This is a genomic window from Nonomuraea sp. NPDC003707 (assembly GCF_053587055.1).
Genome location: NZ_JBSFNK010000046.1, coordinates 48,948 through 61,308, shown reverse-complemented (window position 1 = coordinate 61,308; position 12,361 = coordinate 48,948). Strand labels below are relative to the sequence as shown.

Annotated in this window: 6 protein-coding genes; 4 read left to right on the top strand and 2 right to left on the bottom strand. The window is 69.6% G+C overall.

Features of this window, described 5'->3' with window-relative positions:
- Window positions 1–72 precede the first annotated feature (72 nt).
- Both ACWDRB_RS58715 and ACWDRB_RS58710 read left to right on the top strand, forming a co-directional pair.
- Window positions 73–3,048, top strand: coding sequence for a hypothetical protein (locus tag ACWDRB_RS58715; RefSeq protein WP_449910186.1), 2,976 nt, complete (start codon window positions 73–75; stop codon window positions 3,046–3,048).
- A 230-nt stretch (window positions 3,049–3,278) separates the two neighbouring features.
- Complete coding sequence (locus tag ACWDRB_RS58710) at window positions 3,279–6,143, top strand: hypothetical protein (RefSeq protein ID WP_449910184.1); 2,865 nt, start codon at window positions 3,279–3,281, stop codon at window positions 6,141–6,143.
- Window positions 6,144–6,226: 83 nt separating this feature from the next.
- Here the strand turns inward: ACWDRB_RS58710 and ACWDRB_RS58705 are convergent, their stop codons facing one another.
- Both ACWDRB_RS58705 and ACWDRB_RS58700 read right to left on the bottom strand, forming a co-directional pair.
- A complete protein-coding gene (locus ACWDRB_RS58705; RefSeq protein ID WP_449910182.1) occupies window positions 6,227–7,075 on the bottom strand; it encodes a MauE/DoxX family redox-associated membrane protein in 849 nt (282 codons plus the stop codon).
- Window positions 7,072–8,976, bottom strand: coding sequence for an ABC transporter ATP-binding protein (locus ACWDRB_RS58700; protein WP_449910180.1), 1,905 nt, complete (start codon window positions 8,974–8,976; stop codon window positions 7,072–7,074). The genes ACWDRB_RS58705 and ACWDRB_RS58700 overlap by 4 nt, the downstream gene beginning before the upstream one ends.
- 291 nt (window positions 8,977–9,267) lie before the next feature.
- On the opposite strand from ACWDRB_RS58700, the gene ACWDRB_RS58695 reads away from it, so the two are divergent.
- Complete coding sequence (locus tag ACWDRB_RS58695) at window positions 9,268–9,438, top strand: SflA family class IV lanthipeptide (RefSeq protein WP_165974944.1); 171 nt, start codon at window positions 9,268–9,270, stop codon at window positions 9,436–9,438.
- Between the two features lie 69 nt (window positions 9,439–9,507).
- Window positions 9,508–12,333 carry a class IV lanthionine synthetase LanL gene (gene lanL, locus ACWDRB_RS58690; RefSeq protein WP_449910177.1) on the top strand — a complete coding sequence of 942 codons (2,826 nt, stop codon included), beginning with the start codon at window positions 9,508–9,510 and terminating at the stop codon, window positions 12,331–12,333.
- The last annotated feature ends 28 nt before the right edge of the window (window positions 12,334–12,361 follow it).

The following is a 12,361-nucleotide window of genomic DNA, read 5'->3' as shown; positions in this document are numbered from 1 at the left end:
ACCCGGCTCAGCGGTGGACCATCGTTCCTCGGACGGGGGCAGTCTCCAGAGGACGGGTGGGGGATCACGATCATGCGGAATCAACGTCAAGGCGCACGCAACAGCAAGCGCACGACCGCCGCGAAGAAGCGCTTCCGGGCCGGCGGCACGGATACTTCCACGTTCACCTTGACCAAGCATGACGTGTCCGTCGCGTCCGGGCCGCTGCAGAAGGACTGGCAGGCGTTCGCCGCGAAACCCGACGACGCCACCGCCAAAGCGGTGGCGAAGGCGCTGGAGAAGATGAGCCCGCGCCTCGCGCTCGCGTCCGTGCAGTCCATCGCCGAGACGCTGGCCGATCGCCCCGCGCTCGAGCGCAGCGCCATGTCCCGGCTCATCGCCTCCCGGCTCGACGGCGACGTCCTCCGCGGCTTCCTGAAGGCGACCGCCGCCGTACGTCTCACCCGCTCGGCGATGGAGACGCCGAAAACGCCGCAGCCGCCCGAGGAGCAGCCGGCGCCGCAGCACGAGAACCTGCTTCACGGCCTCGACCTCCTGCCGCCGAAGACGCTCGGGGAACTGCCCGTCAAGACCTCGCACGGCCGCGACCGGCAGCAGATCGCGGCGCTCGACCTCGCGTCGGACAAGATCACCGCCGACCTGGCCGGATTCGAGCAGCGTATCGACGAGGTGCGCGACATCTCGGCCATGGGCAACCTCACGGAGGCGTTGAAGCTCGTCAACTCCCTCGGCGGCACGACGGGCTACTCGGACAAGCGCCGCACCGAGATCAAGCAAAAGCTCGATCTGACGGACACGACACAGGCGCACCTCGTCGAGCAGATCGGCTTCCGCGCGGCCAAGACCCAGCGCACCGACAAGAGCGGCCTGTCGCCCCAGAACCAGCTGGCGGCCTCCTACTGGCGCACGAACTTCCGCGACAACCTGCAGGGCCTGCTGAAGGATCTGCAGGAGAAGGGGAAGCTGGGTCCGGGCGACCTCCTGGTCAACAGCCCGCGCGTGCTGCGCAAGCTCGAGATGATGGTGGGCCCCGACGTGGTGGCCGGGCTCAAGATCGAGCCGCTCGCCGGGACGTCGGGCATCAGCGTGCTGAGCGGCACCGGCAAGTACACCATCGACTGGAACAGCATCCTGCAGGAGCTCGGCGCGACGCCGTCGGCGTACCAGCTCTACGAACTCATGGACGCGGGCAAGGAGTCGCCCCCGACCGACTTCAAGGTCGACACGCGGGCCGACCTCGCGGAGCTCATCACCTCCGGCCCGTTCTCCCGCCTGCAGGAGATCGCGCGCGGCAAGAGCGAGCTGGCGCCGGTGTGCGCCATGATCGAGCACCTCGTGCTGGGCCTCACCGACGAGCTCGGCCCCTCTCGCTACGACGGGCTGACCGCCAACGCCCTGAACTCGCTGAGCCGGCTCCTCGGCATCGTCGTGCAGAACGAGCGCAACCCGTCGGTGGCGATGCGCGCGGTCGACCTCATGATGGACGAGATCGGCATCGTGGTCGCCGTGGCCAAGAACTACACGCGGGTCGACTATCAGGACACGATGCGCCAGGTCCTGCTGGAGCGGGCGCCGGGCATCGCACCGCTGGTGGACAGGCAGGAGGTCCAGCTCGGCAGCCACCTCATGACGAGCGGCATGGACGCGCTCGGGACGGCGCTGTCGATCGCGCTGTCGTCGCGGGACCACGATCAGGTCACGCGTCCCACCGAGGGCATCGACTACTTCGAGACCGGGCTGCTGCTCAGCAAGCTCAAGAAGGGCGAGGCGGTGCGTCCGCGCAACGACGTCCTGGTCGCGGCGCTGAATCCGAGCACGCCCTTCGACGCTCCATCAGCGGACAAACTCGTGGCCGACGTGCGCGATGCTCTGAAGGCGCGCAAGAAGGGTGACCCGCCGTTCGCGCTGATACTCGACAGCACCATCGAGGTCGCGCCCAAGTCGCCCGGCGGCAAGACCCAGCTCGACGTCGTGCTCGGCGGCCTGAAGGACGCCATCGCCGACGGCACGCTCGAGGTCTTCCTATGCAAGAGCTTCCAGAAGTACGCCTCGTTCGGCACCGGCAAGGTCGCCGCCGGCGATCTCACGATGCTGTCGAAGAAGCGCAACCTCGACTCCGCGTCCGCGCGGGCCGAGACGCTGCTGCAGGACCGCGCCCTCGATCTCGCCCGCAGCGACGAGACGCAGCTCGTGGTGCACATGTTCAAGCACGGACATCGAGACGAGCTGGAGCTGATCCGCACCGCCGCCGACAACGCCAAGTTCGTGGACGAGTTCTGCTGGCCGATCAACGGGCAGGACCGCACGCAGGGGTCCACGTACGTGGACGGCATCCCCCTGCTCCTGCGCGCGCCGACCAAGGCCGACGACCTGTTCAAGAAGCTCGTCACGATCGATCAGCGCGACAGCTTCTCGTTCCTGCGGACGTCGTACGTCGGCGGCATCCCCGGGCCGTACGGTGCGGACAAGCCTGAGGAGAAGTGGTACGTGCGCATCAACACCGGCCACGAGTCGAAGCAGGCCATGGTCGAGAACTTCTACGCGTTCGGCCATCTGGAGAGCAACACGCTCCCTGGCGAGAAGAGGTCAGACGGCAAGGTCGACCTCGACCGGCTGAACATCGCGATGGTGCGCAAGCACCTGGAGGCGCTGGCCCTCGCTCCGGACGGTACCGACACCGCGCAGTACCGGAACAGCATCAGGGCCTCGTACTGCGCGTTCGCGGCCCAGAACCTGCGGCCCAAGACCAGTGCGCTGCCGCTGCTCGGAGACTTCTTCGCGAGCCCGGCGCCAGACGTCACGATCGAGACCCAGCGCTATCTCGCCGGCGAACTGCTCTCGATGGCGGTGATGCCGGGAACGATCCTCGACGCGCGTCTCCTCCCGTCGCTGGTTCGCGCGGCCGCGGTGCTCCCGGCCTGGGAGTTCAAGGCCATCGCCGGCAAGCTCAAAGCCAAGCTCGCGAGCGCCGACAAGTCACCGGACGCGATGAAGCTGCGCGCGATCGTCAACCGGGCCCTTAAGGAGCCGGTGTCGTCGGCGCTCTGAGCATCAGGGAGCCGCGACTCAGAGAAGCGCGCCACGAATGTGGCGGACAGGGAACCTTTGCACGCTCGGCCAGAAGGTGGACGATCGATCGGTCATCAGGCGGGGGGAGCCTTGAGCAGAATGGCTGGGGGGTCATGAAAAAGAAACCGACCATCGGCGCGACCAAGAACAAGCGTCAGCGCAGGCGTACGATCGGCGGACCAGAAAAGATCACGCCTGGCATATCCGACATGTCCGACTTGCCTATCACGAAGCGTGACGTGTCCGTCGCCTCCGCACCGATCTCCACATCGACGCCGCCGGGCTGGCAGAAGTTCACCGAGAAGCCCGACCCGGCCACCGCCAAGGTGGTGGCGAAGGCGCTGCAGGACAAAACGTTCTCCGCGCCGCGCATGGCCGAGATGCTGGCCCAGCGCTCGGCGCATGAGCGCAGCACGATGTCGCGGCTCATCGTGACGCAACTCAGAGGCAACCTCGCCCTCGACTTCCTGAAGGCGACCTCCGGGGTCCGTCTCGTCAAGCCCAAGACGCCGCAGAAGCAGCCTGAGGGCGATCGCGCGCCGGGCCGCAACGAATCGTTCGAGGCGCTCGACCTCGCCACGCCGGTCAAGGGCACCGTTGACCTGGTCGAGCTCGCGAAGCGAACCGACGACGCGGACGACGCCTCGTCGATCGCCTACCTCAAAAAGGCGTTGGCTGACATCACCTTGATCAGCAGCGGCGAGGAGCCGTACTCGGAGCTGCGCCGCACGGCGCTCAGGAAGGTGGCGGCCCCCGCTCAGGAGCACATCGTCAAGCAGGTGGGCTTCCGTACGGCGGGCAGCAAGCGCACCGGCCAGAGTAACCTGACGACCCAGCACGACGTCGAGTCCAGCTACTGGCGCACGTCCTTCGGCGAAGCCCTGGACGACTTCGCGGAGAAGCTGCAGTCGGACCACAAGCTGCAAGAGGGCGACATCCTGGTCAACAGCCCGCGCGTGCTGCGCAAGCTCGAGATGGTGCTGGACCCGAAGGTGCTGGCCAAGCTCGAGATCCGGCCGCTCAAGGGGGATACGGGCATCAGCGTGCTGAGGGGCGCCAGCGACCCCTCCTTGAAGTGGAAGGAGATCCTGGAGGGGATCGGCGCGACGCCGTCGGCGTACCAGCTCTACGAGCTCATGGACGCGGGCAAACCCTCGCTTCCGCCGAACTTCACCGTCGACGCGCACGCCGACCTCGCGCAGCTCATCACTTCCAGCGCGTTCTCCCGTCTGCAGGACACCGCGCGCGGCAAGGGCGAGCTGGCGCCGGTGTGCGCCATGGTCGAGCACCTCCTGCTCGGCCTCACCGACAAGCTCGGCCCGGACCGCCGCGACGCGCTGACCGCCGACGCCCTGCGCTCGCTGAGCCGGCTCCTCGACATCGTCGTCGAGGAGCCGAACCCGTCGACGGCGTTGCGCGCGGTCGACCTCATGATGGACGAGATCGCCGTCGTGCTCGCCGCTGCCAAGAACTACGGACGTGTCGACTATTGGAAGACGATGCAGGACGTCCTGCTGAAGCGGGCGCCGAGCATCGCGCCGTACGTCGGCAGGGAGATCGAGCTCAGCAGCCACCTCATGACCAGCGGCATGGACGCGCTCGGGACGGCGCTGTACATCGCGCTGTCGTCGCGGCGCACCGACCAGGTCTCGCGGCCCACCGAGGGCATCGACTACTTCGAGACCGGGATGCTGCTCGGCAACCTCAAGAAGGGGGAGATAGCGAAGCCGCGCGAGGATGTCATGGTCGCGGCGCTGAACCCGAGCACGCCCTTCGAGTCGTCACCGGCGAAGACCCTCGTGGATGGCGTGCTCAAGAGCCTGAAGACACGCAAGCGGGATGACCCGCCGTTCGCGCTGATACTCGACACCACCGTCGAGGACGGGCTCGACCCGTCCACCGGCCGGACCCGGCTCGACGAGGTGCTCAACGGCCTGAAGGACGCCATCGCCGACGGCAGCCTCGAGGTGTTCCTGTGCAAGAGCTTCCAGAAGTACGCCTCCTTCGGCACCGGCAAGGTCGCCGCCGGCGACCTCACGGTGTTGTCGAAGCAGGACGGCTACGCATCCCAGCGCACGCAGGCTGAGGCGCGGCTGCAGGAGCTCGACCTCGATCTCGCCCGGCATGACGAGGGACAGCTCGTGATACACATGCTCAAGCACGGCAACCAGGACGAGCAGGCGCTGATGCGCAGCGCCTCCGGTAACGCCGAGTTCGTGAACAGGTTCTGCTGGCCGGTCACGCATACGGACCTGGGGTCTCCGTACGTAGACGGCATCCCCCTGCTCCTGCGCTCGAAGCCCGAGGGCGAGATCGCCGCGCTGTTCCAGAAGCTCGCCCTGGTCGACTGGCGCGGCAGCTTCTCGTTCCTGCGGACGTCCTTCGTCGACCTGATCCCGGGGCCGTGGGGAACACCGACAGAAGGTCAACAAGAGGACTGGTACACGCGCATCAACACCGGCCACGAGTCGAAGCAGGCGATGGTCGAGTACTTCTACGCGCTCGGCCACCTGGCGACCGGCATGCCCCCTGGCGAGAAGAAGCCGACGACGGAGGTCAGCCTGACCCTGAAGGGCGTGAAGGACCACTGGAAAGCGCTGGGCGGCGTCAAAGACGAGGCCGATGCCGACATCGCGCGGTACCGGGACAGCATCATGGCCTCGTACTGCGCGTTCGCGTGCCAGAACGCGCGGTACAAGCCGGACGTGCTGCCGATGCTCATCGCGTTCTTCGCGACGCCGACGACCGGCGTCTCGATCGAGACCCGGCGCTATCTCGCCGGCGAGCTGATCGCGATGACGAATTTGACAGGCGTGAAATCCCTCGATCCCGACGCCCTCAGGGTCCTGTGTGGGCAGGCGATGGCGGATTTCACGATCCCCGGCATGGAAGAGCCCGACGCGACCGTCGCCCTGGCGGCGCTGCGTCGCGCGGCGGAGGTCCTCCCCAGCTGGTCGATGAAGCCCTTCGCCCAAGTACTCAAGGACAAGCTCCAGCTCAAGCCCGAGCCCCGCGACGATTCGGAGGAGGAACACCGGATGCGAGATCTCATCGACCGAGCCCTCAAAGCCTGAGGCCGGCGGGCGATCAGCCGGTCGATCACGATACCCGGGACGCCGCGAGATCGACACCCGGCGCACGACAGGCGTCCCGCGTCTCATCGCCCGTCTCGGAGAGCGACCGCTTCGGCGCGAGACAGTACCTGCTCCAGTTGTGCCGGATCGGCCGCGCCGCCCGCCGACAGGACGGTGCCGGTGCGGTCGGTCACCACCACGTACGGCGGCCACGGGATGTCGTTGCGGTCGAAGACATCCGGGTCCACGATCACGGGCAGCCCGGCGCCACCATATCCCTCCACCGCGCTGACCAGCGCGACATCCAGACGGTCGGCTGTCGCGACGAACTCCGGCAGCATCGCCTTGCACAACCCGCACGCCGGCGAGACCAACGCGTACATCGTCCGGTCGCCGGCCGGCTCCGGCCTGCCGTTGAGCGCGAAGTGCGTGCCGGGACGCGGCCCGTACGAGGCTCTCTCCGCACGTAGCAGCCGCGCGGGCAAGAAGGACAGCCCGAGCAGGACCGCCGCCACCGGAAGCTGAACGGGCGCGAACGCGACCGGCCCGGTCAGAGCCGCCGTCACCGCGAGGACCAGCAGCAGACCGGTACGCACCAGCGTGCCGGCCCCGACGAGGTCGCGGCCGCCGAAGCACCCGCAGTCCACGGCCATCCGGCGCCGTATCACGGAGGCCATGGCCGCCAGGAACGCGGCGAACAGGACTGCCGCCACCACGGCGCCCCACCGCCGGCCGCCCGGAGCGAGCAGCAGCCCGCCGGCGGCCAGCTCGGCCACGAGCACGCCCACCGCGGCCGGCCTGGCCAGGCTGCCCGGCAGCACCTGGTAGCCGGCCACCGACCGGGCGAAGCCGGGCACGTCCCGCAGCTTGACCAGCGCCGCGACCAGCAGCACCGCGGTCACGGCGAGGTACGCCGACTCGGCGACGATCATGGCACCGTCTGGTGGTAGGCCGAGGCCTGCAGCTCGTACAGGCCGGCGTACTGGCCGTCGCGTTCCATCAGCTCGGCGTGCGTGCCCTGCTCGGCGATCGCGCCGCCGTCGAGCACGTAGATGCGGTCGGCGTAGCGGACGCTGGCCAGCCGGTGGGTGATGAGCACGACGGTGCGTCCGGCGGCGTGGCCGCGGATCCGCTCGAACAGGGCGTGCTCGGCACGGGCGTCCAGGGCCGAGGTCGGCTCGTCGAAGATGACCAGCGCGGCATCGTCGCGGTAGAAACCGCGTGCCACGGCGATGCGCTGCCACTGGCCGCCCGACAGGTCGTGGCCACCCCGGAAGCGGCGGTCGAGCAGCGCGTCGTAGCCGTCGGACAGTCGTGCCACCACCTCGTCGGCACCCGCCGCGGCGGAGGCGGCGGCAAGCCGATCCTCCTCCAGGGGGTGCCCCATGACGATGTTCTCGCGGACGGTGAGCGGCCAGCGCGTGTGATCCTGGGCGATCACGGAGATCCGCCGCCGCAACGCGTCGCCGTCGAACGCGTCGAGGTCCACGCCGTCCCAACGGATCGTGCCCTCCTGCGGCTGGTACAGCCCGGCCAGCAGCTTGGCCAAGGTCGTCTTGCCGGAGCCGTTCTCGCCGACCAGGGCGATGACCTCGCCCTGGCCGACCGTCACGCTGACGCCCGACAGTGCGGGCCGGTCGGCTCCGGGATAGGTGAACGTGACGTTCTCGGCCGTCAGCAGGCTGAACGGCGCCGGCTCGGCAGGGGTTGCCGGCCGCGGGGGGACGCGCTCCCGGGCGATCTCGCAGAAGGCCAGGTAGTCGCCGAAGTAGAGGCCTGCCTCGTAGAGCCGGTTCATGGTCTGGATCAGGGCGGTGAGCGACACCTGCCCGGTCCTGATCGCCAGCACGGCCGCGCCGGCCACCGACAGCGGGATCACGCCGATGGCCAGCAGCACGCCGAGCACCACGTACACGCCGGCTGTGGCCAGGCCGGTCAGCAGGTCGCCGCCCGCCTTGGTCGCGGCCCGCCGCCGTGCCACGTCGAGTTGAACGTCCTGTTCCAGGTCGGCGACCTTGGCGTACTGGCCGAGCAGGAAGTCCCGGAGCGTGAACGCCCGCACTTCGGCGGCGGGCTGCCGTTCGGCCATCAGGTCCGACAGCATGAACTTGCGCCGCCGCGCGGCGGACAGCCGGTAGAACGCCTGGTAGCCCAGCCGCGCCATGCGTACCGCGGCCCATCCCGCCGGCACGGCGGCGACCAGCAGCAACGGCATGAGGACCGGATGCAGCAGGCCGAGCGCCACGGCCGAGGCCAGCACACCCACCGCGCCGGTGACCGCGGCGATCGTCGTCTCCACCACGGTGGCGGTGTCGGGCACGCCGCTGTCGCGGGCCCGGCGCATCGCGTTGTGGAAGTCGTGGTCGTCGAACGCGGCCAGCTCCACCCGGGTGGTCAGCTCGAACAGGCGGGTCTCGGCCAGCCGTTCGACCAGCGGTTTGAGCCGGGCCTGCGCCCATCCGGCACCGGCCAGCAGCGCTCCGCGCAACCCGGTCGCGGCGGCCACGAGCAGCAGCGAGGGCAGCGCGGTCCATACCCGATCGGGTGTGGGACCGGCGGCCAGCAGCGAGGCCAGCACGTCGGAGGTGGCCACCAGGCCGAAGACCGTGAAGACGCCGGCAGCGAGGTTGCCCGCCAGGGCCACGACCGTGTCGCGGGGACTCGCCTCCCACGCCATCCGCAACGCGGCGGCCACCAAGGACGGCAGCCTGCGGGCGATCGTACCGAGGGTGGCGGTCAGCAGGTGCTCGTCGTGGCTCTCCCAGTACTGGGCCACGAGCCCCGAACGGTCGTCCGGGACGCTCGTCCTGCGTCGGCGACGCCAGAGCCTCACGCGAGGGCGCCGTTCGGAGACCGGCGCGCCAGAGATCCCCCCATCACGCACGTCAATCTAGAAGATCCAACTCCCACTGTAAAGGCGCATGTAAACACATTTTTGGCTGTTACGGCTACCTCTGGACAGGCTTCCGGATATATGCACATAATGCGTCCGTTTGCTTGCGACGCGGGAACATCTAGCCGGTTCCTGGTCGCGGGCGGAGCGCGGGAAAGGTGCCTACCGGCGCCATCCCGAGGCTCGGATCCCTACGTCGGCCGCCCATAGGTGGCCAAGGAAGGAGCCCTAATGTCGGTCCTCGCCCTGGAGCCCCGCGACGCCGGAGTCCTGGAGTACGAAGATCTCGCCGTCGACTTCGAAGGCGAGCTGAACAAGCTGCTCCACGGCCCCCAGGCCTGCGTCAACACCTGCAAGCGTACGGTCTGCAGCAGCTTCCCGTGCTGCCCGTCCATCGTGTGAAGCACCTGATCCCACGCGGTCAAGCGTGGTGACGAGAGGTGCTGGGGAAAGGCCGTCGGCGGTGCTCTGATGGCCTTTTTCTCATATCAGGCCGATGCGCTCCGTTATCGAGGGATGACCGTGGACTTTAATGTGCTCGACCGCCTTACCCAATTTGCAGAGTCGAATGGTAGGGAAATATACGAGGACGACACGTGGATCAGCGTTCACGACCCTCACCACGACATTCCGTTGCAGGGCTGGAAAATCCACATTTCCGCACGTCCCGGCACCCTCAACGACACCCTTGACCGCGCGTTGCCGATCCTGGCCGGCACCGGCTGCGCCTTCAAGGTCGCCCGGTCCACCCACAGGCTCATGGAGCTCAACTCCGGCGACGTCGACCCGGGAGCCGTGGGCAAGGCCATGACGGTCTACCCGGAGCAGGACGCGGTGGTCGAACTGGGCCACGCCCTCGCCGACGCCCTGTCCGGGCTGTCGGCCCCGCGCATCGTCAGCGATCGGCGGATCCGCCCCGATGCTCCGGTGTACTACAGGTATGCCCCGTTCGCCCCGCAGTACCGCGTGGACGAGAACGGCGACTTCGAGCTGATCGTGATCGGGCCGGACGGCGAGCAACTGCCGGGCGCGGCCGGCCCCGAGTTCACCTGCCCGCCCTGGGCCACCGACCCGTTCCGTCCCACGGAGCCTGCCGGGGCCGGCCCGTCGGAGCCTGACGAACGGCCGTCGCTGGGAACGCCGTCGCTGGGAACACCATCGCTGGGAACGCTGCCGCCCGCGCCGACAACCGGGCAGACAACCGGGCAGGCCGCCGACGGAGGCGGCGGGCGGCTCATCGGCGGCCGGTACCGCGTGACGTCCGGCGTCGTGCGTGGCCCGCGCGGAAACGTCTACCGCGCCACCGACGCCGCCGGGCGGCGGGTCGTGGTCAAGGAGGCCCGCGCGTACGTCGGGGAGAACGTCGAGGGCTGGGACCTGCGGATGTACCTCCGCAACGAGCTGCGCGTCCTGCAGGCGCTCACGGGCGTGGCAGGCGTACCGGAGCCGATCGACCACTTCCGGCACGGCGAGGACGAGTTCCTCGTCATGACCGACGCGGGCAGCCGCGACCTCAACCGATTCGTCGCGGAGAACGGCCTGTTCACCGAGGAGCCCGCCACCGGCGAGCGCGACCTCGGCACACTCGCCGTCCGGCTGCTGGAGGTGATCGACGCGGTGCACGCGCACGGCGTCGTCATTCGCGACCTGTCGCCCAAGAACGTCGTGCTCGGCGAGGACGGCCGCTGCACCCTGATCGACTTCGGCAACAGCAGGTACGACGGGCTGCAGCTGCCCGGCTGGAGCCGCGGCTACAGCGTTCCCGACCAGCACACCGACCGTGCCTCCGTGCCCGCCGACGACTACTTCTCGCTGGGCGCCACCCTGTTCTTCGCGGCCACCGGGATGAACCCGATCATGATCGGCCCGGACCCGGTCCGCAACGTCGAGCGCACGCTCATGTGCCTGGCGGGGATGTTCCCGGACGTCACGACGGGCGTCCTCGGCCTGCTGCCCGGCCTGCTGAGCCTCGACCCCGCCGACCGCACCGCCGCCGCCGCCGAGCTCAGACCCGCCCACGGACCGGCCCCTGCCGACCGGCCGCGCCCCGTACCGGCCGTGACCGGCCTCGGCGACGGGCGGCCCGCCACCGAACAGCCGCAGGCGGGACGGTGGAAGCTGCCCTCCCCGCCCAGGCTCACCGGGGAACTGCTGTCCAAGGCGCTCGACCACACCGTGCGCGAGTGCGCGGCCTTCGCCGAGCAGCTGATGGCCGCGCCCGAGGACGCCCGCCGGGAGAGCCCGCCGGTGACCAACGTCTACGGCGGCAGTGCCGGAGTCGGCATGGAACTGTTGCACCACCCGGAGGCCAAGGCCGTGGCCGCCGACCTGGCCCGGTGGACGGCCCGCGTGATGCCGCCCGCCAAGCTCCCGCCCTCGCTGTACTTCGGCCGTACCGGCACCGCGCTGTTCCTGACCGCGGCCCGTCTGAGCGGCGCGCCGGATCTCGCGGCGCCGGCCCCCGTCACCATCGACGGCCCGCAGCGGGCCGACCAGGCGCACGGCGTGGCAGGCATCGGCTCGGGCCATTTGGCCCTGGGCGCCATCGACCCCGGCGATGCCCGGCATCTGCGGATCGCCGCCGAGTGCGCCCGGCTGCTGATCGCCGGTGAGGTCACGCGGTCGCAGGACGCCGTAGCACCCGCCCAGCCCGGCTCCGGCGTGTCGGTCGACACGGCGTACGCCCACGGCGACGCGGGCTGCGCGGACTTCCTGCTCTCCTACCACGCGGCCACCGGCGACCGAGCGGCGGGCGAGGCGGCCCGGGAGCGGCTGGCGGCGCTGACCGTCCAGGCCGAGGCGCTGATCGGCGAATTGCACGGCCCGGATGCCCGAGCCATGGGGGCCTCCTGGTGCCAGGGCATGTCGGGCATCACCGGCACGCTGGCCCGCGCGGCCCGCGCGTACGGCGAGGACCGCTACCTGGAGCTGGCCGAGCGGGGCGCGCGGGCGTGCCTGGTCGTCGCCCCGCAAGCCTGGGTGGTCTCTCAGTGCTGCGGCCTGGCGGGCATCGGCGAAGCGCTGATCGACCTGGCGATGGTCACGGGCGATGACGACTACTGGCGCCACGCCGAGGACATCGCCGAGCAGATGCTGGTACGGGCCGGCGGCGAGCCGGCGCAACCGGTCTTCCCCGGCAACGACCTCGACAAGGCGGCCTACACCTGGAGCACCGGCACCGCCGGCGTCCTGTCGTTCCTGCGCCGCCTCGACCGCCGCTCGGGAACGCGGCTGTGGACGGCCGACTGGCAGCTGCCCGAATCGGACCGGGCAGCGCAGAACGGGAGAGGGAACTAGAGGACCGCGCCGGCCCCGCCAGATCAGC